Raw genomic sequence first — 20698 nt, 5'->3', positions numbered from 1 at the left:
TTCGGTCAGGAGTAGGGCGCGCGGGTCAGCGCGTCGACGTAGCTCTCCCGCCACCAACCGATATCATGGGAGCGCAACGTCCGCATCAGCGCCGCGTGGCGCTCCTTGCGCTCGCCCAGCGGCATGGTCAGGGCGCGTTGCAGCGCGTCGCCCACCCCCTCGACGTCGAAGGGGTTGACGATCAGCGCCTCGCCCATCTCCTGCGCAGCACCCGCGAACTGCGACAGCACAAGCACGCCCGGATTGTCGGAATCCTGGCAGGCGACATACTCCTTGGCGACGAGGTTCATGCCGTCGCGCAGCGGCGTCACCAGCCCGACGTTGGCCAGCCGGTAGAAGCCGGCGAGCACGCGCTGGCCGAAGCTGCGGTTCAGGTAGCGGATCGGCTGCCAGTCGAACTCGGCGAACTGGCCGTTGATGCGGCCGGCCATCTCCGACAGCTCGCGGCGGATGGCGATGTATTCCGGCACGTCCTCGCGCGACGGCGGGGCGATTTGCAGGAAGCTGACGCGGTTGCGGTGCTCGGGGTATTCGGAGAGAAGCTGCTCGAAGGCGGCGAAGCGCTGCGGCAGCCCCTTGGAATAGTCGAGCCGGTCGACCCCGACGATCAGCCGGCGCCCGACCAGGCTTTCGCGCAGCCGCTCGGTCTGGCGCGAGCGGCCGGCGGTGCGGGCGAGGCTTTCCAAGGCGGCGGTGTCGATGCTGATGGGGAAGACCTGGGCCCGCAGCGTCCGCCCGAAGGCGCGCACCATGGCGCTGCCGTAGGCGCCGCGCTGCTCGACCGTGCCGTCGGTCTCCAGCCGGATGTAATCGACGAAGCTGCGCAGATCGGTCTGGGTGTGGAAGCCGACCAGATCGTAGGCGCACAGCTCGCGGATCAGGTCGCGGTGGTTGGGCAGCGCGGTCAGAAGTTCCGGCGGCGGGAAGGGCGTGTGGAGGAAGAAGCCCATGCGCTGCGAGCAGCCCTTGCGCCGCAGCTCGTCGGCGAAGGGAATCAGGTGGTAGTCGTGGACCCACACCATGTCGTCGGGCTTCAGCAACGGCTCCAGCCGGTCGGCGAAATAGGCGTTGACCCGCTCGTAGCCCTCCCGCGTGCGCCGGTTCACCGAGATCAGCCCCAGCCGGTAGTGGAACAGCGGCCACAGGGTCTGGTTGGCGAAGCCGTTGTAGTATTCGTCATGGTCGCGGCGGCCGAGGTCGAGCGTGGCGTAGGTCAGCTTGCCCGCCTCGACCCTGGTCGGCTCGGCCTGCGAGTCGCCGTCGACGACGTTGCCGCTCCAGCCGAACCAGATGCCTCCGGTCTTCTTCAGTGCCGCGAGAACCGCGACGGCCAGCCCCCCGGCTGCCTGCTTGCCCTCGTCCACCGGTGCGACCCGGTTGGACACGACGACGAGTCTGCTCACGTTCCCATTCTCCGTTTCTCAGCCGCCGGCCGCTTCCCCTCGCATCCCGGCACCGGCGTACGCGACGGGGCTGGGAACGAAACGATGGCCGGCAGGGTTGGTTCCGAAGACCGACCGCACTGCCAAAAGCGCCGCCACCCTTCACCTTCCGGTAGAGCTTCCTGCACCGAAGATAATGCTGCGATGCAGCAATTTCTCTTAGGGCCTATGCGGCCCGCCTTACAACCAATGTTGTTAACGCACTGAAATGAATGAAATATATTTTTAGGGCTTGAAGAAGGGCCGATCTCGGATCATATTGTGCAGTGCGGCAACGGTCGCGTCCCTGACGGGGCCGTTGGCGTAACGCACTTCTTGGGCGTTTCCTCCCTAGACTCGGGCCGTCCCCTGTGGGCGGCCCTTTTTCTTTGGAAATCGCCAGCCACAGAATTAGGAAATTCTAATTCAACGGACGGCGCGACGCTTTCCATACCCACATCGATGGTGGTGCCGGGCATGGTGTTGAAACTTTGCGTCAATGTTGAGGCAACGCCGCCGGAAGACCCGGATCTCGGCCGACCGTCACTCCCCGCGCATCGGCCCGCCGAACACGGCCGGCCAGGCGGCGATCAGCGCCGAATCGATGTCCTCCAGCGTCACCGGATGGCCCAGCGCCACCATCGACGTCACGCCATGCTCGTTGATGCCGCAAGGGACGATGCCGCCGAAATGGCTCAGGTCCGGCTCGACGTTGATGGCGATGCCGTGGAAGCTGACCCAGCGGCGCACCCGCACGCCGATGGCGGCGATCTTGTCCTCCTGGCCCCGGACGCCGCCGTAGGGGGCCTTGTCCACCCAGATGCCGACGCGGCCGTCCCGCCGCTCCCCCTTGATGTTGAAGGAGGCCAGCGTCCGGATGATCCACTCCTCCAGGTCGCGGACATAGGCGCGGATGTCGGCGCCGCGCGCCTTCAGGTCGAGCATGACGTAGGCCACCCGCTGGCCCGGCCCGTGATAGGTGAACTGGCCGCCGCGCCCGCTCCGGTAGACCGGGAAGCGGCCGGCGTCGAGCAGGTCCTCGTCCCGCGCGCTGGTGCCGGCGGTGTAGAGCGGCGGATGTTCCAGCAGCCAGACCAGCTCCGGCGCGGTGCCGGCGCGGATCGCCTCGACGCGGCCCTCCATCTCGGCGATCGCCTCGGGGTAGGGGACCGGCTCGTCGGAGATGCGCCACTCGACGGTGGGAACGGGGGCGTCGGCGGGGGGCACGGGGCTCATGACGGAAAAAGCTGCCTTTTGACGATTTTCTTCGCGAAGCGTCATTGTAACGCTTGATCACCCATCGGGAAGCTGATATCTACCCGCTCCACCCGATGAGGCGCGCAAGCGAGCGTCGGAACTGAGAGACCAGTGCGGTCGTGGCGGAATTGGTAGACGCGCAGCGTTGAGGTCGCTGTGGGGCAACCCGTGGAAGTTCGAGTCTTCTCGACCGCACCACTCTCAAGAGACTGAGAGAGATCGAAAAAAGCCCGCTGGCCGACAGGCCGAGCGGGCTTTTTCGTGTCCGGAACTTGATCGGGGCCGCCGATGGGAAGACGACCGGAAAAGGCTTGCCGCCGGGAGCGGTTCCCCCGGCGGCGCACCGCGTTCCCGTCCCTGTCCGTCCGCTATTCGACGTAGCGCGCGGCGATCTCCTGGAAGCGGCCGGCGAGGCGCAGGAAGGCGTCGGTGACGTCCGGGTCGAAATGGCGGCCGCGCCCCTCCAGGATGATCCCCGCGGCCTGCTCGTGGCTCATGGGGTCCTTGTAGACGCGCTTGGAGATCAGGGCGTCGTAGACGTCGGCCAGCGCCATCAGCCGGGCCGAGACGGGGATGGCGTCGCCCTTCAGGCCGCGCGGGTAGCCGGAACCGTCCCATTTCTCATGGTGCGACTCGGCAATCTCGCGAGCGAAGCGCAGGAAGGACGGGGTGTCGCCCTCCAGCCGCGCCTCGGCCCGTGCCAGCGAATCGGCACCCAGCGTGGCGTGGGTCTTCATGATCTCCCACTCGTCCGGGGTCAGCTTGCCGGGCTTCAGCAGGATGGCGTCGGGAATGCCGACCTTGCCGATGTCGTGCAGCGGCGCCGACTTGTAGAGCAGGTCGATGGCGCTGTCGGTCAGGACGGCGGCGAAGCGCGGGTGGCCGCGCAACTCCTCGGCGAGAGCGCGGACGTAATGCTGGGTCCGCAGGATGTGGCTGCCGGTCTCGTTGTCGCGCGTCTCCGCCAGCGAGGCCAGCGCCAGGATGGTGACGTCCTGGATGGCCCGCATGTCGGCGGTGCGCCGCGCCACCTCGGCCTCCAGGAACAGGTTCTTGTCGCGGATGTAGTCGGCCGCCTCCTTGAGGCGGATGTGGTTGCGCACGCGGGCCAGCAGGATCGGCGCGCTGATCGGCTTGGTGATGTAGTCCACCGCCCCCAGCTCCAGCCCGGCCTGCTCGTCCGCCTGCTCCGACAGGGCGGTCAGGAAGACCACCGGGATGTCGTGGGTCGCCGGGTCGGCCTTCAGCCGGCGGCACACCGCGTAGCCGTCCATGTCCGGCATCATGATGTCGAGCAGGATCAGGTCGGGGGCCGGCGCGGCCTGCGCGATCCGCAAGGCCTTCTCGCCGCCGCTGGCCACCTTGACCCGGTAGCTCTCCTTCAGCAGGCCGGCCATCAGCACCAGATTGTCCGGGGTGTCGTCCACCACGAGGACAAGGGGGCGGCGGGGTTCGGCTTCGGTCATCGCGGGCGGTCTTTCGGTCGGCAAGGCGTGTGGTCGGCGGATGCGGGGTTGAGAGTGGTCAGGCGACGGGATCGGTCAAGCGGCTGCGCGCGATGGTCAGACCCGCGTCGAAATCGAAGCGGCCGACCGCCTTGGCCAGCGCGTCGTAGGCGCCGGTCCCCAGCGCCGCGCGCAGGCTCTGCTCCTCCTCCTGGACCAGCTCGTGGGCGTCGGCGTCGTCGTCGGCCAGCAGGGCGGCCAGCCGGCGCAGCAGCGCCTCCTGCGCGGGAGTCGGCGCGGCCGGCGCCTCGGCGGCGGGAGCGGCGGGCGATCCGGCGGGCGCCGCCGCCAAGGGCGGGATCGCGCGGTCGATGGCGGCCAGCGTCCGGCGCAGCGCCTCGCCGTAGCGGGCGATGAGCCCATCCGTCTCCCCTCCGGCCTCGCCGTCGCGCAGGGCGGCCTCCAGGGCCGCCGCCGCGTCGGCGAGGGCGCCGGCGCCGATCTGCGCCGACAGGCCCTTGGCGGTGTGGGCGGCGATCTCCGCAAGGTTGGACTGGCCCGCCGCGAGGGCGGCCGTGATCCGCTCCGCCGACCCGCCCTGCTCGGCGCGGAAGCGGTCGAGCAGGGAGCGGTAGAGGTGCGGCCGGTTCAGCACGCGGTGCAGGCCGGCCCGCGCGTCGATCTCCGGCCCGACGGCGGCGAAGGGCTCCGGCACGGGGGCCGCCGCGCCCCGGTCGTCCGGCGCGGCGGCGTCGGCCGAACCGTCCGCCACCCCGTCCGCGCCGTCCGCCACCGGCCGGCCGGCCCAGCGGGCGACCATGGCGTACAGCTCCTCCGGGTCGATCGGCTTGGAGAGATGGTCGTCCATGCCGGCCTCCAGGCAGTCCCGGCGGTCGCTGGCCATGGCGTTGGCGGTCATCGCCACCACCGGCAGCTCCTTGAACTCCGGCTTTTCCCGGATGCGGCGAACGGCGGTCAGCCCGTCCATCACCGGCATCTGCATGTCCATCAGAACGATGTCGTAGCGCTGGGCCGCCAGCCGCTCCAGCGCGATGGCGCCGTTGTCGACGATGTCCGGCAGGGCGCCGGCGCTGGTCAGCAGCTCGCGCGCGACGTCCTGGTTCAGCAGGTTGTCCTCGGCGACCAGGATGCGCAGCCCGCCCAGCCGCTCGCCGGTCGCGGCGTCGGGCGCGTCGGACGGCACGATTTCGGCGCCGACGATGCCGAGCGCGCGGGACGCCGCGTCGAGCAGGACGCTCGGATTCACCGGCTTGACCAGGATCTCGTCGACGCTGGCGCGGGCGGCGCGGTGCATGATCTCCGCCCCGCCATAGGCGGTGACCAGCACGAAGGCCGGGTCGACGGCCGACGCCGGATCCTGGGCGTGCAGGGCGCGGATCGCGCGGACCGCGTCGATGCCGTCCATGCCGGGCATGCGCCAGTCGGCGAAGACGATGTCGAAGGGCTTGCCGGCGGCGAGCGCCGCGCGGGTCGCCTCGACCGCCTCGCTGCCGCCCTCGGCCCCCTCCACCTCGAAGGTCATCGAGCGCAGCATGTCGCAGATCACGGTGCGGGTGCTGTCGTTGTCCTCGATCACCAGGGCGCGCCGGCCGCGCAAGCCCGCCGGGGCGGCGGCCTGCCGGTCCGACGCCCCGGCGGCGACGCCGAGGCTGGCGGTGAACCAGAACACGCTGCCCTCGCCGGGCCGGCTCTCGACGCCGACGGAGCCCCCCATCATCTCGGCCAGCCGCTTGCTGATGACCAGCCCAAGCCCGGTGCCGCCGAAGCGGCGGGTCGTCGAGGCGTCGGCCTGCTGGAAGGGCTGGAACAGGCGGCCCCGCGCCTCCTCCGACAGGCCGATGCCGGTGTCGCTGACGGCGAAGCGCAGGCGCACCCGCCCTTCCGACGGTTCGTCCCCGCCCGCGCCGCCGTCGCGCCGCACCGTCACCTTGATCTCGCCCGACTCGGTGAACTTGATGGCGTTGTTGACGTAGTTCAGCAGGATCTGGCCGAGCCGCAGCGGGTCGCCGACCAGGCGCAGCGGCACGTCGGCGCCGATGTCGACGACCAGCTCCAGCCCCTTCGCCGCCGCCTTCTCGACCACCATGTCGGCGACGTCCTGGAGCACCCGCTCCAGCTCCAGCTCGATCGCCTCGATGGTCAGCTGGCCGGCCTCGACCTTCGAGAAGTCGAGGATGTCGTTGATGATCGACAGCAGCGAGCGGCCGGCGTTGAGGATCTTGGTCGCTTGGTCGTGCTGGGCGCGCTCCATGCCGGCGCGCATCAGGATGTGCGCCATGCCGATGATGGCGTTCAGCGGCGTGCGCACCTCGTGGCTGACGTTGGCGATGAAGGCCGACTTGGCCCGGTTGGCGGCGTCGGCGCCGCGCACCGCCTCCTCCAGCTCCTGCTGGACGCGCTTGCGCTCGGTGACGTCGCGGACGATGCCGGTGAACAGCCGTTCGTCGCCGAGCTGGACCTGGCTGATCGACAGCTCCAGCGGGAAGACCTCGCCGTTCTTGCGGCGGCCGACCGTCTCGCGGCCGATGCCGATGATCTTGGCCTCTCCGGTGTCGCGGAAATGGCGGAGATAGCCGTCATGCGCCGAATGGTGCGGCTCGGGCATCAGCATGGAGACGTTGCTGCCGACCGTCTCCTCGGCGCTGTAGCCGAACATGCGGGTGGCGGCCGGGCTCCAGCGCAGGATGACGCCGCGCTCGTCGATGGTGATGATGCCGTCGACCACCGTGTCGAAGATGGCCTGGAGCCGCGCCTCGCCGGCCTTGGCGTCGCGCTCCAGCTGGGCGCGGCGGGCGATCTCCTCGCGTAGCGCGTGGGCGGTCTCGACCTGCCGGCCGGCGACGGCGGCGGCGATGGTGGCGGTGGCGAGCGACACCGCGAAGACGACGACCAGCAGGGCCAGCGTGGTCGGCGGCAGGGTGACGACCAGCTCGTCCGGCGTCTGGGTGGGGAAGAAGACCGCGGCGTTCATGGCGGTGTAGTGCATGCCGGTGACGGCGCCGCCCATCACCGCCGCCGCCGCCACCATCGCCAGCAGGCGGGCGCGGGGCGTCTCGGCTTGGCGGGTCAGGCCGCGGATGCTCAGCGACACGAAGGCCAGCACCACGGCGACCACCACCGACAGCGCCACCATGCGCGCGTCGTAGCGCAGCACCGCGTCGAGGTCCATCGCCGCCATGCCGGTGTAGTGCATGGCGCCGATCCCGGCGCCCATCAGGGTGGCGCTGAGCGCCAGCCGCTTCGGCCCGACCTCCTCCGTCCGCCCGATCACGGTCAGGGCGACGCCGCTGGCCATCATGCCCGGCAGCAGCGACAGCAGCGTCAGGCCGGTGCTGTAGTTGATGCCACAGGGCAGGGTGAAGGCCAGCATGCCGATGAAATGCATCGCCCAGATGCCGCCGCCCATGCTGGCCGAGCCGGCCCCCAGCCACACCGCGCGGGCCAGCCGGCGCGAGGAGCCCAGCCGCTGGGCGATCATCAGGGCGGCCAGCGAGGCGAAGGCCGCGATCAGGAAGGACAGGCCGACCAGCCAGGGATCGTAGGAACCGACCAGCACCGCGTCCAGGGGGCCGGGAGCGGCGGGGCGGAACAGGGAATCGAGCCACAAGGTCATGCTGGGTGCCGTTTCTTTCCGCGCGATGCCCGGTCAAGGCATGGAGGTGCCGTCGTCACGCACGCGCGTGGATTAGGCCATGTGCATGGAGGCAATCCAACCCTTTTGATTGCAACGATCTGAAACATGTTTTCGCTTCAAGTAACCACATTCGCCGGATGGGCGAACAATTCAGTTCCGAAGCACGTTTTCCTTCCTTCTTATTTGCCGGAGCGGTGAAGTTTGGATTGAAGCGGGGGTAGGGGGCTCCCGAGGATGTCGCCGGATCGTCCCGGTTGCAGGGGCCGGCGTGAAAGAAGACCCCGGAACGCCGTTGGCGGCCGACAGAACAGAAGCGCCTGTCCACCGTTCCTCCAATGATTAGATTTCTAAGCAATCAAATACTATAGACAAAATGGCTGTGCAAATTCGTGTGGATTGGGCCATTCCGGGCGGATTTCGGATAGCAACGGATGGCGTTTCTTGACGGGGGCGGTCTCCGGTCCAGGATGAGTGCGGGCGTGATTGCGGGCATGGGGCCGCCGCGAGGCGTCGCGTGTGACGGGTTCGTGATCGCAACCAAAAGGCTGGGCCGACAGTGTCGGACCGATGGGGGGAGACACGGGGTATGCGGGACCGGCAAGCGCGGGATGTCCGCCTCGATCTGTTCAGGGGCCTTGCCCTTCTCGTGATCTTCATCAACCATGTCGGCGGCAACCCGCTGGCGAAGGTCACGCCGAGCCGCCTGGGGCCGTCCGACGCGGCCGAGGTGTTCGTTTTCATCTCCGGCTTCGCCGTCGCCCTGGCCTACGGGCCGGTGCTGGCCGAGCGCGGCTGGCGGGCCTGCCAGGGCAAGGCGCTGGCGCGCTGCCGGCAGCTCTGGGTCGCGAACGGCGTCACCATGCTGGCCTGCGCGGCCGTCGTCGCCACCGCGGTGTTCGGCGGGGGGCTGTCGATGGCCGATTCGCACCGGCTGGCCAGCTTCTCCCTGCTGTTCGAGGAGCCGCTGACGGCGCTGAGCTGGAGCGCTCTGCTGCTCTACCTGCCCTACGCCTTCGACATCCTGGCGCTCTACATCCTGCTGATGGCGGCGGCGCCGCTCTATCTGTGGCTGTACCGCCGGACCGGGATCGCCGCCTTCCTGCTGCCGCTGCTTCTCTATGGGGTGGCGCAGGCGGCGCCCGGCTTCGTGCCGCCCAACCTGTGGGGCGGCCGGTGGAACTTCAACCCGCTGGCCTGGCAGGTCGTGTTCTTCCTGGGGACGACCATGGGGCTTGTCCGCAACGGCGATGGCGCCGGCGGCGGCTTCGTCCGCTGGCGCACGCCGCTGCTGTGGCTGTCGCTGGCCGTGCTGCTGGCGATGACGCTGTGGAAGGGCGTGGCGGCCGACGCCGTGCAGGCGCGGCTGCCCGAGGCGCTGGCGGCCTGGCTGCCGGCGGACGGCATCCCGCTCGCCGACAAGGAGAGCCTGGGGCCGATGCGGCTGCTGCATTTCATCGCGCTGGCCTGTGCTGCGGCGCTGCTGGTGCCGCGCGGGGCCGGATGGCTCGGCTCGGCGCCGGCGCGGCTGCTGTCGGTGTGCGGGCGGCACGCCCTGCCGGTGTTCTGCGCCGGCCTGTTCCTGTCCTTCTGCGGGACGGTCGTGCTGATGAAGGCGCCGGGGATGGCGGCGGCGCTCGCCGTCAATCTTGGCGGGGTGGCGGCGATGCTTCTGCTCGCCACCGCGCTGGAGCGCCGCCGGTTGCAACGCCGGTCGGCGCGGGCGCCGGCCTCCGGCTACCGGCGCGCGCCGGAGGCGTCCTGACCGGTCGCGGGCTTTCCGGCTACAGGCTCTCGCCGCCGCGGTGGGCCCAGCGGGTCGAGCGGTGCTCGATCACCGAGAAGGCGCCGTACATGGCGATGCCCATCGCCGCGATCACCAGCAGCCCGGCGAAGACCAGCGGCATGTTGAAGCGCGAGCTGGCCGACATCATCAGGTAGCCGACGCCGAGGTTGGAGGCGACCGTCTCCGACATCACCGAGCCGACGAAGGCCAGCGTCACCGCCACCTTCAGCGAGGCGAAGAAGAAGGGCAGGGCGCGCGGGAAGCCGACCTTCAACAGGATGTCGGTGCGCGTCGCCCCCAGCGAGCGCAGCACGTCGCGCAGTTCCGGCTCCAGCGTGGCCAGCCCGGTGGCGACGTTGACGACGATGGGGAAGAAGCTGATGAGGAAGGCGGTCAGCACCGCCGGCACGGTGCCGATGCCGAACCACATCACCAGGATCGGCACCACCGCCACCTTGGGCACGCTGTTGAAGCCGATCAGCAGCGGGTTGGCGGCGCGGTAGACGGCGCGCGACGAGCCGACCAGCGCGCCGAGCAGCACGCCGAACGCCACCGCCAGCGCGAAGCCGCCGAGCGTCGTCAGCAGCGTCTGCAAGGCGTGCATCCAGATGGCGTCGCGGTAGGTCCAGGCCGCCAGGAAGCTGGCCGAGGGGGTGGGCAGCAGATATTCGGGCACGGCGAACAGGCGGCAGGCCAGCTCCCACACCACGAACAGGCCGACGGCCGACAGCAGCGGCATCGATCGGTCGACCACGGCCTTGGCGCGCGGCGTCATCGGGCATCCTCCGGAATGGTGTCCTGCGCGGCGCGCACCGCGCTGATGTGGTTGCGCAGTTCGTGGACCAGATCGGTGAAGTCGCGGGTGAAGGTGGTCTCCAGCGTGCGCGGGCGCGGCAGCTCGTTGCGCCGGACATGCACGATGCGGCCCGGCCGCTTGCTCATCACATAGATGGTGTCGGCCAGATAGGCGGCCTCGCGCAGGTCGTGGGTGACCAGGATCACGGTGAAGGGCCGCCTGGTCCACAGATCCTGGAGGATCGCCCACAGCTCCTCGCGCGTGAAGGCGTCGAGCGCGCCGAACGGCTCGTCGAGCATCAGCAGGTCGGGCTCGTGGATCAGCGCGCGGCACAGCGAGGCGCGCTGCTGCATGCCGCCGGAGAGCTGCCAGGGGAACTTGCCCTCGAAGCCGGCCAGCCCGACGCTGGCCAGCATGGCGCGGGCGCGCTCCTCGTACTCGGCGCGGGCGCCGCGCAGGCGGCGGCGGTGCGGCTCGACGATCTCCAGCGGCAGCATCACGTTGTCCAGCGTGGTGCGCCAGGGCAGCAGGGTCGGGTTCTGAAAGGCCATGCCGACGATCTTCAGCGGGCCGGTCACCTCCTGCCCGTTGACGATCACCGTGCCGGTCGAGGGGCGCATCAGCCCAGACACCAGCTTCAGCAGCGAGGATTTGCCGCAGCCGCTGGGGCCGACGACGGCGATGAACTCGCCCTTGGCGATCTTCATCGTGGTTTCGGACAGGGCCAGCGTGTCGCCCGCGCCGTAGCGCAGCGTCACCCGGTCCAGTTCCACAAAGGCGGCGGTCATCTCCGTCGTTCCCCTCTCAACGATGGCCCGTTACGGCGTCAGCTTGCGGTCGGCGGCGGCGGGCAGGAAGGAGGCGTCGAACACGTCGGCCGGCGCCGGCTTCTTCGCGAAGCCGAAGGCCAGCGCCACCTGGTCGATCGCCGCGGCCAGACGCTCGGGCCGCACGCCGCCCATGCCGTCGGCCTTCACGTCCGGGGTCAGCACGCACATCTCCAGCGCCATCTTCAGGCGGTCGAGCTCCAGCTTGTCGTCGATCAGCGGGTCGCGCTTCCTGATCGCCTGGATGCCGCCGGCCGGGTCGGCGACGACGTCGCGCCAGCCCTTCACCACCGCGCGCAGGAAGCCCTTCACCGCCTCGGGGTTCTCCTTCATCAGCTTGGGCGAGGGGATCAGGGCGTTGCCGTACAGGCTGACCCCGGCGTCGGCGAAGTTGAAGATGGTCAGGTCCTTCTCCGTCACGCCCAGCGCCCGCAGGTTCAGCAGGCTGGTGAAGTAGAAGCCGGAGATCGCCTGCACCTCGCCGCGCATCAGCATCGGCTCGCGCAGCGGCGGATCCATGCTCTTCCAGGTCACGCCGTCGGCCGGGACGCCAACCGCCTTGGCGTAGGCGGGGAACAGCTTGCGCGGGGCGTCGAACACCGGGGCGCCGAGAGTCTTGCCGGCGAGGTCGGCGGGCTTGGCGATGCCGCTCTTCTTCAGGGCGAAGACCGAGAAGGGCGGGATGTCGTAGACGATGAAGGCGGCCTTCATCGCCTTGTCGGGGTTCTTGTCGTTGAACTCCATCATCGAGTTGAAGTCGGCCATGCCGATGTCGTAGGCGCCGCTGGCGACGCGGGTCACGGCACCGGCCGAGCCGTTGCCGGTGTCGATGGTGACGTCCAGCCCCTCGGCCGCGAAATAGCCCTTGTCGGCGGCGACCAGGAAGGCGGCGGCCGGCCCCTCGAACTTCCAGTCCAGGGTGAATTTGAGGGAGGTGGCGGCGTCGGCGCCGCCGGCGGCGAGCGCCATCACGGCGGCGAGGCCGGCGCCGGACAGCAGCGAACGGATCGTCTTGAGCATCATGGTCTCACTCTCTCGGTCTTCGGAGGTCTCGGGAGGGGGACGCTCCCGGCGCTGTTCGCCGCCGGGAGCCCCGATGGTGCCACGGACGGCTTAGAAATGAATCTGCGCTTCGAAGATCGGCGAGCTTTCGATCGAGCCCTGGACCTTGGTGTGGTCGTTGCCGAACTTGTTGTACCAGTACTGCCAGCCGAAGCCGGCCTTGAAGGTCTTGGGCTGGCCGAACGCCGAGCCGACGTCCCACATCAGCTTCGGGCGGACCAGGATCTCGGTCTTGGTCTCGCGGTTGAAGCCGTCCTTGCCCTTCGGGCCGACGATGTTGCCGAAGCCCTCGAAGTTGACCGGGACGCCGACGGTGCCGAGCGGGATGTTCCAGGCGGTCGCCAGGATCGGCGCCGCATCGAACTCGACCTCCTTCTTCGTGATGCCGTTGTGGTTCCATTCCTTGCTGGCCAGGACGGCGACGGTCAGGAAGCCGGGCACGTCGAAGGAGAAGGAGGGGCCGAACACCGGCAGCACCTTGCGCGAGGCGAAGGTGGTGTTCTTGGTGTTCAGGTCGATGCCGGCCTCGATGGCGATGTCCTTGATCGGGCCGAAGGCGAAGGCCTTGCTGCCGGTGACCTTGTTCAGGCTGAGGTCGTGGCGGTAGACGGCGTAGGCCTCGACCGCGCCGGTGTCGCCGCCCGACGCCGGGTCGGCGCGGTTCGACTTCAGGATGTCGATGTTCAGGAAGTTGCCGCCCAGCGAATAGCCGTTCACATGGGTGAAGGCGAGGATGTTCTTGGTGATCTCGCGCGCCTCGCCGTTGGAGCGGGTGACGCCCGGTTCACGGAAGTTCGTGCCCAGCCGGTAGCTGACCGACGTGTCGCTCCAATCCAGCGCGTTGGCGGATGAAACGCTGGCGGCCAGACCGAGCGCTGCCAGGGAAAGCACGACCTTCTTCGACATGATCATCATCTCCGGTGGTGGGAGAGGGCCGTCCGCCCTTCCGCATCTGTGTACGGCAACCCAGAAGCATGAGACGTGCCAGGAGATGAAAATCGTTTTTTTTCAGCTAGTTGATAGGATAAATGGCGCGGGGTCGCCGGGGATCCATGCCTTTTGGGATAACTTCGCACAGCCTGTTGGCATAACCCTATGAGATATGCCTGTATTTTATGCGCCAAGCTGGCGATGTTCAGGAATTCATTCATCCAGCCCCTGCATTGGTCAGGAGAAATGGTTCAAGTTTTCCATGGATTCGGTGATGCATGGAAGTGATGGAGGGAAGATGGAAATTTCAAAATCGCATGCACAAAAAATTTGCAAAATAAATTGGTATGGTATTCTGTTGATGATGGAAAACAATTCGGCAATTTGCGTTTAAACACAAAAATACCCGCTCAACGGCGGGTTTGTTCGCGAAATTTCATTGTTTGATTTTCTGATATGTGCGTGCGGTGTGTGCCGTATTCTTGAAGTCATCCCATATGTCGGGATGGAATGCGGTCTTTATATTCCAAATTCGGGGAAGATTGAAAATCTTTCCATCGGATCATCTTGGCGATGATGCCGAAGGGCCCCCCTTTGAAGCCTATGGGTTGCCGCCATCCTAACGCCATGCGGACGCCAGGATTGTTTCGATCATTTTGAAACTGCTTCCGCCATGGCGACGGCCTGTGGCGGCTCCGGCGGCGGCGCGGTCAGTCGCCGCCACGCGACCAGTCGCCGCCGCCGCCGGAACCGACCGACGCCTGGGGGATGTCGGAACGATCCCCTCCGGCGGCGCATCCGGCGAGCAGGGCGATGAGGATGAGGGGAATGGCCCGGCGCAGCATGGTGCCCTCCGTCACAAGAGAGACTCGGCAACGGCCGGGCAAGGCGGTTGGTTCCGGAGAGCGGGCTCGGGCAACGGGCTCGGGCAACGTGCCTGGGCAGGCAGCAAGGCCCGGCGCGCGGGGAGTCGGGCCTTGCGGGTGGAGGCGTACGGGACGCTTGCGGTCAGACGGTGATGCCGGCGGCGTCCAGATAGGGGTGCAGCTTCAGGATCGACAGGGTCGTCTCGCCCTCGCCCAGCTTCTCGCGGTAGCCCTCCTCCGCCGCCTCGCGCGCGGCGGCCTTGGCCAGCGTGTCGGCGGCCTGCGCCTGCGGCACCACCACCACCCCGTCGTCGTCGGCCACCACGAGGTCACCGGCCGACACCAGCACGCCGCCGCAGGCGATGCCGATGTTCACGGTGCCGCCGGCGTCGGTCTTGTTGGTGCCCTTCATGCTGGTTCCCCGGCAGAAGACCGGGAAGTCCATGCCGCGGATCGTGATGGCGTCCCGCACGCAGCCGTCGATCACCAGGCCGGCGATCCCGCGCGCCTTCGCCGCCGCGGTCAACACGTCGCCCCACGGGCCGGCCTCGGTCATGCCCTTGAAGTCCACCACCAGCACGTCGCCCGGCTTGGCCAGGGCGACGGCGACGTGGATCATCAGGTTGTCGGTCGGCCCGCAGGACACGGTCAGCGCCGGCCCGCACAGCCGCATGCCCGGATAGAGCGGCTTGATCGGGTGGACCATGGCCCCCTTCCTGCCCAGCGCCTCGTGCAGCGTGGCGGGCGATTGCGTCCGGAAGGCCTCGACCAGAGCCGGATCCGGGCGGGGGAAGTCGTGAAGGACGGTCATACGCGGAGAACCTTTCGCAGCAGTCACACCGTTCCCATGATCCGGAGCGGTTGATTCGGAACGGCCGGGCGGCCGGCGACGGTTGCGCGGATCCCGCTGAGCGAGGCTCCGGCGGTGGGCTCGGGAGGCGCCGCTCGTGAATCGCGTGCATCACCGGCGACCGACAAGTATTTATGACTATGCCTTACGTGGATTTTACCGTCAAACGGTGGTTGTTCATTGGTGATTCCGATCCCGGAACGGGTGGAGCCTTGGGGCTGGAATGCGCGGGCGGGTCGAATGCCCGGTGGATCAGCGGCGGATCTGTCGAATCGTCGACTGCCGCCGGTCGGTGTTTCAGCGTTTTCTAAAGAAAGGGGCGGCGGCCCCGTCGCGGGTGTGGCGCCGAACGCGGAACCGGGCGGGAAAACCCGTTATTCGGCCGTCCGCGAGGCGGTTTTCCGGCGCAATCGCCCCGATCGACGGCGGCGTTGACAGGGCGGGGGCACCGCACTATGGTGCGCGCCTTCGATCGAGCCGCCGAGCGTTCAGGAACATCATCATGAAAATCGTCAACTCTCTCAAGTCGATGAAGACGCGCCACAAGGCCTGCCGCGTGATCCGCCGCAAGGGCCGCGTCTACGTCATCAACAAGCAGAACCCGCGTTTCAAGGCCCGTCAGGGCTGATCCGGTCGGGAGGCCGGGGGTTTCCTCGGTCTTCGGGCTTCCGGGTTTCTCGCAAGAGCCGCGCCTTCGGGTGCGGCTCTTGCGTTTTGGGCTTCTTTTTCCCACGGGGAGCGTTCCGGCGAATCGGCGTCGCGGGGCACCTTGTGCCGTCGCGCCGGCGGATGGTAGGTCTAACGGACGGATTCGGACCCAGCGGGAAGCGAGGCACGTCCAGACCATGAAGATGCCAACCCCCGACAGCGGCATCATCGCGCGCCGCCGCGCCATCGTCGAGGCGCTGCGCGCCATCGTTCCCGGCGAAGGGGTGATCGTCGACGAGAACGAGCTGCGCGCCTACGAATGCGATGGGCTGACCGCCTACCGGCAACTGCCGATGGTCGCCGTGCTGCCCGGCACGGTCGAGCAGGTCAGCCGGATCCTGAAGACCTGCAAGGAGATGGGCGTCAAGGTCGTGCCGCGCGGGGCCGGCACCTCGCTGTCGGGCGGGGCGCTGCCGCTGGCCGACGGGGTGCTGCTGGGGATGGGCAAGTTCAAGCGCATCCTCGACCTCGACTTCGCCAACCGCTGCGCCGTCGTCCAGCCGGGCGTGACCAACCTCGGCATCTCCAACGCGGTGGCGCACGAGGGCTTCTATTACGCCCCCGACCCGTCGAGCCAGATCGCCTGCACCATCGGCGGCAACATCGCGGAGAATTCCGGCGGCGTGCATTGCCTGAAATACGGGCTGACCACCAACAACGTGCTGGGGTTGGAGATGGTGCTGATGGACGGCACCATCCTGCGGCTCGGCGGCAAGCACCTCGATTCGGGCGGCTACGACCTGATGGGCATCGTCACCGGGTCGGAGGGTCTGCTCGGCGTCGTCACCGAGGTGACGGTCCGCATCCTGCGCAAGCCGGCGACCGCGCGCGCCGTGCTGATCGGCTTTCCCTCCAGCGAGCAGGGCGGCGACTGCGTGGCGGCGATCATCGCCGCCGGCATCATCCCGGGCGGCATGGAGATGATGGACCGTCCGGCCATCCACGCGGCGGAGGCCTTCGTCCACGCCGGCTACCCGCTGGACGTCGAGGCGCTGCTGATCGTCGAGCTGGACGGCCCGGCCGCCGAGGTCGACCATCTGATCGAGCGGGTCGAGGCCATCGCGCGGAGTCGCGGCTGCGTCTACGCCCGCGTCTCCACCACCGAGGAGGAGCGGCTGGCCTTCTGGGCCGGGCGCAAGGCGGCCTTCCCGGCGGTCGGGCGCATCAGCCCCGACTATTACTGCATGGACGGCACCATCCCGCGCAAGGCGCTGCCGCTGGTGCTGCAACGGATGCAGGAGATGTCGGCGCGCCATGGGCTGCGCGTCGCCAACGTCTTCCACGCCGGCGACGGCAACCTGCACCCGCTGATCCTCTACGACGCCAACAAGCCGGGCGAGCTGGAAAAGGCCGAGGAGTTCGGCAACGACATCCTGCGCCTGTGCGTCGAGGTTGGCGGCGTGCTGACCGGCGAGCACGGAGTCGGCGTCGAGAAGCGCGACCTGATGACCGACCAGTTCGAGGCGGTCGATCTGGAGCAGCAGCAGCGGCTGAAATGCGCCTTCGACCCCGACGGGCTGTTGAATCCCGGCAAGGTCTTTCCGACCCTGCACCGCTGCGCCGAACTCGGCCGGCTGCACGTCCACAAGGGGGAGCTGCGCTTCCCCGACATCCCGCGTTTCTGAGGGGCCGCCCGGCATGACCATCACCACGCTGAAGCCGGAGACCGCCGCCCAGGCCACGGAGGCGGTGCGCTGGGCGCTGTCGGCCGGGGAGCCGCTGGAAATCCTGGGCAGCGGCAGCCGGCGCGGGCTGGGCCGCCCGGTGCGGGCCGGGTATGCGCTCGACCTGTCCGGCCTGTTGGGCATCATCGCCTACGAGCCGGAGGAGCTGGTGCTGACCGCGCTGGCCGGCACGCCGATGGCGACCATCCTGCCGATGCTGGCGGAGCGTGCGCAGCACCTCGCCTTCGAGCCGCCGGACGGGGGCACGCTGGGCGGGCTGATGGCCAGCGGTCTGGCCGGGCCGCGCCGCATCTCCGCCGGGTCGGCGCGCGACCACGCGCTCGGCATTGCCGGGGTCAGCGGGCGCGGCGAGCATTACAAGGGCGGTGGCAAGGTGGTGAAGAACGTCACCGGCTACGATCTGCCCAAGCTGATGGCGGGCAGCTTCGGCACGCTGACCGCGCTGACCGAGATCACCGTGAAGGTGCTGCCGGCGCCGGAGGACACGGCGACCCTGCTGCTCGCCGGGCTGGAGGATGCCGACGCGGTGGCGGCGCTCGACCGTGCCCTGCGCAGCCCCTACGACGTGTCGGGAGCGGCGCATCTGCCGGCGGGGATCGCGGCGCGCTCCGGCGTCGCGGCGGTGGCGCGGGCCGGCGGGGCGGCGACGCTGGTGCGGGTCGAGGGCTTCGGCCCGTCGGTCGCCGCGCGGGTGGCGCTGCTGCGCGAGGAACTGCGGGCCGATTCGGTGCTCGGGCGCGACGAGTCGCTGGCGCTGTGGCGCGAGGTGCGGGACGCGGCGTGGTTCGGCGGACTCGGCGGGGGGGCCGATACGACTCGCCATCTCTGGAAACTCTCCGTCCCGCCGGCTTCCGGTCCGGCGACGCTCGCCGCGATCCGCCGCAGTCTCGACGTCGAGGCCTTCTACGACTGGGGCGGCGGTCTGATCTGGCTGACCGCTCCGCCCGATTCCACCTCCGCCATCCGCGCCGCCGTCGGCGCCCAGGGCCACGCCACCCTGATGCGGGCACCCGAGTCGGTCCGCGCTGCAACCGAGGTGTTCCAGCCGTTGCCCGAGCCGCTGATGGCGCTGACCCGCCGCGTCAAGGCCAGTTTCGACCCCCAGGGCATTCTCAACCCCGGCCGCATGCACGCGGGCGTCTGAGGAGCGGAGCCGAACCCATGCAGACGAATTTCTCGCTCGCCCAACTGGCCGACGCCGCGACCCGCGAATCGGAAGCGATCCTGCGCAAATGCGTGCATTGCGGCTTCTGCACCGCGACCTGCCCGACCTACACCATCCTCGGCGATGAGCTGGATTCCCCGCGCGGCCGCATCTACCAGATCAAGGACATGCTGGAGAAGGGCGGCCCGCCGCCCGAGTCGACGGTCAAGCACATCGACCGCTGCCTGTCCTGCCTGTCCTGCATGACGACCTGCCCGTCGGGCGTCCATTACATGCATCTGGTCGATCACGCCCGCGCCCACATCGAGGCGACCCACAGCCGCTCCCCCGCCGACCGCGCCGCGCGCGATCTGGTGGCCCGGCTGCTTCCCAACCCGCGCCTGTTCCGGCTGGCCCTGCTGGGGGCCGGGCTGGGCAAGCCGTTCCGCCGCCTGCTGCCGAAGCGCCTGTCGGCCATGCTGGCGCTGGCCCCCGCCAGCGTGCCGCCGCCCAGCCCCAGCGACCGCCCCGGCGTGCATCCGGCCGAGGGGCCGCGGCGCAAGCGGGTGGCGCTGCTGATCGGCTGCGCCCAGCGGGTGCTGGCACCCCAGATCAACGAGGCGACCATCCGCCTGCTGACCCGGCACGGGGTCGAGGTGGTGGTGTCGAAGGGCGCCGACTGCTGCGGCGCCTTGACGCACCACATGGGCAAGGAGGATCTCGCCCACGCCTCGGCGAAGGCGACCATCGATTCCTGGACCCGCGAGATCGAGGGGCAGGGGCTGGACGCCATCGTCGTCAACGCGTCGGGCTGCGGCACCAGCGTGAAGGATTACGGCTTCCTGTTCCGCGAGGATCCGGCCTACGCCGCCAAGGCGGCGCGGGTGGCCGGGCTGGCGCGCGACGTGACCGAGCTGATGGACGAGATCGGGCTGGCGGCCCCGGTGGTGGCGACCGGGCAGGCCATCGCCTACCACTCCGCCTGCTCGATGCAGCACGGCCAGAGGATCAAGGAGCCGCCGCGCGCCCTGCTGCGCGCCGCCGGATTCGTGGTGAGGGAGATCCCCGACGCGCATCTGTGCTGCGGGTCGGCCGGCACCTACAACCTGCTCCAGCCCGAGCTGGCCGGCGAGCTGCGCGCCCGCAAGGTCGCCGCCATCGAGAGCACGCGGCCCGACGCGGTCGCCGCCGGCAACCTCGGCTGCATCACCCAGATTGCCGCCGGGGCCGGGGCCGGGGGTGGTGCCGGGGGCGGCACCGGCCTGCCGGTGGTCCACACGGTGGAACTGCTGGACTGGGCGACCGGCGGTCCCCGGCCGGAGGCGCTGGCGGGCCGGGCGGCTTTCGAGGGGACGGCCGAATCGGCGGCGGGCCAAGCGGTGGCGTGACAAGGCATGGAGGGGGATTCCGCGTCGCCACAAATCTGTGTTTATCTGTGTTCATCTGTGTCAGAAAATCGCCCCTCTCCGCACCTTGCTCTCCCCCATGACCGCCCGCCCGAACGGAACCCCTGAATGAGCGCCGCCTACGGAATCACGCACCGCCTGTCGGCCTGGGGTGTCCATGTCTTCACGGCCAGCGGGGCGGTGCTGGGGCTGCTGGCCCTGCTCGCCACGGCGGCGGGCGACGCGAAGCTCTGCCTCGCCTGGCTGGGCGTGGCGCTGGTGGTGGACGGAGTCGACGGCACGCTGGCGCGCCGCGCCTCGGTCAAGCAGGTGCTGCCGGGAATCGACGGGTCGGTGCTCGACCTCGTCATCGACTATCTGACCTATGTGGTCGTGCCGGCGGTCTTCATGCACCGCTTCGGCCTGCTGCCCGAGGGGCTGGTCAGCATCGCGCTGGCCGCCTGGGTGCTGCTGACCTCGCTCTACTGCTTCGCCAACGTGCAGATGAAGAGCGGCGACAACTACTTCGTCGGCTTCCCGGCGATCTGGAACGTGGTGGCGCTCTATCTCTGGCTGCTCGACCTCAACCCGTGGATCAACGCGGCGATCGTCGTGGCGCTGGGCCTGCTGACCTTCACCACGGTGAAGTTCCTGCACCCCTTCCGGGTCAAGGCGCTGATGGGGCTGAACATCGCCGTCACCTCGGTGTGGCTGCTGTGCTGCGGCGCGCTGGTGGTGCTGTCGCCGGACCGGCCGGGCTGGCTGTTCGGGCTGTGGCTGGCAGCCTCGGCCTATTACGCGGCGGTCTGCGCCTGGCGCACGGCGCGCGGCCCCTGAGCGGGGGACGACCGTCGGGAACCTCGGGCGGGGATGGATCGTTGGGG

General features: G+C 69.1%; 16 protein-coding genes and 1 tRNA gene. 7 read left to right on the top strand and 10 right to left on the bottom strand.

From position 1 onward, the window contains the following. Positions 1 to 5: 5 nt before the first annotated feature. Together otsA and lipB are read right to left on the bottom strand one after the other, a co-directional pair. Entirely contained in the window at positions 6 to 1403 is a 1398-nt protein-coding gene (gene otsA / locus JN22_RS17765) for an alpha,alpha-trehalose-phosphate synthase (UDP-forming) (RefSeq protein ID WP_085555224.1), read from the bottom strand. 561 nt (positions 1404 to 1964) lie between these two features. Continuing rightward, entirely contained in the window at positions 1965 to 2657 is a 693-nt protein-coding gene (gene lipB / locus JN22_RS17760; protein ID WP_211099670.1) for a lipoyl(octanoyl) transferase LipB, read from the bottom strand. A 134-nt stretch (positions 2658 to 2791) separates the two neighbouring features. On the opposite strand from lipB, the gene JN22_RS17755 reads away from it, so the two are divergent. Continuing rightward, positions 2792 to 2876, top strand: a tRNA-Leu gene (locus JN22_RS17755). Between the two features lie 170 nt (positions 2877 to 3046). Here the strand turns inward: JN22_RS17755 and JN22_RS17750 are convergent. Continuing rightward, positions 3047 to 4144: an HD-GYP domain-containing protein gene (locus JN22_RS17750; protein WP_085555222.1), complete on the bottom strand. Its 1098-nt coding sequence runs from the start codon at positions 4142 to 4144 to the stop codon at positions 3047 to 3049. 58 nt (positions 4145 to 4202) lie between these two features. Continuing rightward, positions 4203 to 7757, bottom strand: a complete 3555-nt coding sequence (locus JN22_RS17745; protein WP_085555221.1) for a response regulator — start codon at positions 7755 to 7757, stop codon at positions 4203 to 4205. A 607-nt stretch (positions 7758 to 8364) separates the two neighbouring features. Here JN22_RS17745 and JN22_RS17740 point away from each other — a divergent pair. Beyond that, positions 8365 to 9540, top strand: coding sequence for an OpgC family protein (locus tag JN22_RS17740; protein WP_085555220.1), 1176 nt, complete (start codon positions 8365 to 8367; stop codon positions 9538 to 9540). 19 nt (positions 9541 to 9559) lie between these two features. Here JN22_RS17740 and JN22_RS17735 read toward each other — a convergent pair whose 3' ends face one another. The 6 genes from JN22_RS17735 to JN22_RS17715 all read right to left on the bottom strand — a co-directional run bounded on the left by JN22_RS17735 (position 9560) and on the right by JN22_RS17715 (position 14853). Continuing rightward, positions 9560 to 10336, bottom strand: a complete 777-nt coding sequence (locus tag JN22_RS17735) for an ABC transporter permease (protein ID WP_085555219.1) — start codon at positions 10334 to 10336, stop codon at positions 9560 to 9562. Beyond that, a complete protein-coding gene (locus JN22_RS17730) occupies positions 10333 to 11145 on the bottom strand; it encodes an ABC transporter ATP-binding protein (RefSeq protein WP_085555218.1) in 813 nt (270 codons plus the stop codon). The genes JN22_RS17735 and JN22_RS17730 overlap by 4 nt, the downstream gene beginning before the upstream one ends. 30 nt (positions 11146 to 11175) lie before the next feature. Next, positions 11176 to 12207, bottom strand: a complete 1032-nt coding sequence (locus JN22_RS17725; protein ID WP_085555217.1) for an ABC transporter substrate-binding protein — start codon at positions 12205 to 12207, stop codon at positions 11176 to 11178. A 90-nt stretch (positions 12208 to 12297) separates the two neighbouring features. Continuing rightward, positions 12298 to 13152: a hypothetical protein gene (locus JN22_RS17720; protein WP_085557217.1), complete on the bottom strand. Its 855-nt coding sequence runs from the start codon at positions 13150 to 13152 to the stop codon at positions 12298 to 12300. 734 nt (positions 13153 to 13886) lie between these two features. Beyond that, entirely contained in the window at positions 13887 to 14021 is a 135-nt protein-coding gene (locus tag JN22_RS34940) for a hypothetical protein (protein WP_263300933.1), read from the bottom strand. Between the two features lie 163 nt (positions 14022 to 14184). Next, the gene (locus JN22_RS17715; protein WP_085555216.1) at positions 14185 to 14853 is read right to left on the bottom strand and encodes a 4-carboxy-4-hydroxy-2-oxoadipate aldolase/oxaloacetate decarboxylase; all 669 of its coding nucleotides are present in this window, start codon (positions 14851 to 14853) and stop codon (positions 14185 to 14187) included. A gap of 541 nt (positions 14854 to 15394) precedes the next feature. On the opposite strand from JN22_RS17715, the gene ykgO reads away from it, so the two are divergent. The 5 genes from ykgO to pcsA all read left to right on the top strand — a co-directional run bounded on the left by ykgO (position 15395) and on the right by pcsA (position 20651). After that, positions 15395 to 15520: a type B 50S ribosomal protein L36 gene (ykgO, locus tag JN22_RS17710; protein ID WP_012973122.1), complete on the top strand. Its 126-nt coding sequence runs from the start codon at positions 15395 to 15397 to the stop codon at positions 15518 to 15520. Positions 15521 to 15737: 217 nt separating this feature from the next. After that, entirely contained in the window at positions 15738 to 17225 is a 1488-nt protein-coding gene (locus JN22_RS17705) for an FAD-linked oxidase C-terminal domain-containing protein (protein ID WP_085555215.1), read from the top strand. Positions 17226 to 17238: 13 nt separating this feature from the next. Next, on the top strand, positions 17239 to 18429 hold the full coding sequence (gene glcE, locus JN22_RS17700; protein ID WP_085555214.1) for a glycolate oxidase subunit GlcE: 1191 nt from the start codon (positions 17239 to 17241) through the stop codon (positions 18427 to 18429). Positions 18430 to 18446: 17 nt separating this feature from the next. Continuing rightward, entirely contained in the window at positions 18447 to 19817 is a 1371-nt protein-coding gene (gene glcF, locus JN22_RS17695) for a glycolate oxidase subunit GlcF (protein WP_085555213.1), read from the top strand. 126 nt (positions 19818 to 19943) lie between these two features. After that, entirely contained in the window at positions 19944 to 20651 is a 708-nt protein-coding gene (gene pcsA / locus JN22_RS17690; RefSeq protein ID WP_085555212.1) for a phosphatidylcholine synthase, read from the top strand. Positions 20652 to 20698 lie beyond the last annotated feature (47 nt).

The organism is Azospirillum agricola (assembly GCF_020005195.1).
Lineage (GTDB): Bacteria > Pseudomonadota > Alphaproteobacteria > Azospirillales > Azospirillaceae > Azospirillum > Azospirillum agricola.
Note: the sequence above shows the minus strand (reverse complement) of the source record. Positions and strands in the feature narration are given on the sequence as shown.

What these genes read in the sequence shown, in the direction of transcription:
- ykgO (WP_012973122.1), top strand. Translation starts at nt 15,395, where the DNA reads ATGAAAATCGTCAACTCTCTCAAGTCGATGAAGACGCGCCACAAGGCC.
- glcF (WP_085555213.1), top strand. Translation starts at nt 18,447, where the DNA reads ATGCAGACGAATTTCTCGCTCGCCCAACTGGCCGACGCCGCGACCCGC.
- JN22_RS17750 (WP_085555222.1), bottom strand. Translation starts at nt 4,144, where the DNA reads ATGACCGAAGCCGAACCCCGCCGCCCCCTTGTCCTCGTGGTGGACGAC.
- glcE (WP_085555214.1), top strand. Translation starts at nt 17,239, where the DNA reads ATGACCATCACCACGCTGAAGCCGGAGACCGCCGCCCAGGCCACGGAG.
- JN22_RS17715 (WP_085555216.1), bottom strand. Translation starts at nt 14,853, where the DNA reads ATGACCGTCCTTCACGACTTCCCCCGCCCGGATCCGGCTCTGGTCGAG.
- JN22_RS17735 (WP_085555219.1), bottom strand. Translation starts at nt 10,336, where the DNA reads ATGACGCCGCGCGCCAAGGCCGTGGTCGACCGATCGATGCCGCTGCTG.
- JN22_RS17730 (WP_085555218.1), bottom strand. Translation starts at nt 11,145, where the DNA reads ATGACCGCCGCCTTTGTGGAACTGGACCGGGTGACGCTGCGCTACGGC.
- pcsA (WP_085555212.1), top strand. Translation starts at nt 19,944, where the DNA reads ATGAGCGCCGCCTACGGAATCACGCACCGCCTGTCGGCCTGGGGTGTC.
- JN22_RS17720 (WP_085557217.1), bottom strand. Translation starts at nt 13,152, where the DNA reads ATGTCGAAGAAGGTCGTGCTTTCCCTGGCAGCGCTCGGTCTGGCCGCC.
- lipB (WP_211099670.1), bottom strand. Translation starts at nt 2,657, where the DNA reads ATGAGCCCCGTGCCCCCCGCCGACGCCCCCGTTCCCACCGTCGAGTGG.
- JN22_RS17705 (WP_085555215.1), top strand. Translation starts at nt 15,738, where the DNA reads ATGAAGATGCCAACCCCCGACAGCGGCATCATCGCGCGCCGCCGCGCC.
- JN22_RS17740 (WP_085555220.1), top strand. Translation starts at nt 8,365, where the DNA reads ATGCGGGACCGGCAAGCGCGGGATGTCCGCCTCGATCTGTTCAGGGGC.
- JN22_RS34940 (WP_263300933.1), bottom strand. Translation starts at nt 14,021, where the DNA reads ATGCTGCGCCGGGCCATTCCCCTCATCCTCATCGCCCTGCTCGCCGGA.
- JN22_RS17745 (WP_085555221.1), bottom strand. Translation starts at nt 7,757, where the DNA reads ATGACCTTGTGGCTCGATTCCCTGTTCCGCCCCGCCGCTCCCGGCCCC.
- JN22_RS17725 (WP_085555217.1), bottom strand. Translation starts at nt 12,207, where the DNA reads ATGATGCTCAAGACGATCCGTTCGCTGCTGTCCGGCGCCGGCCTCGCC.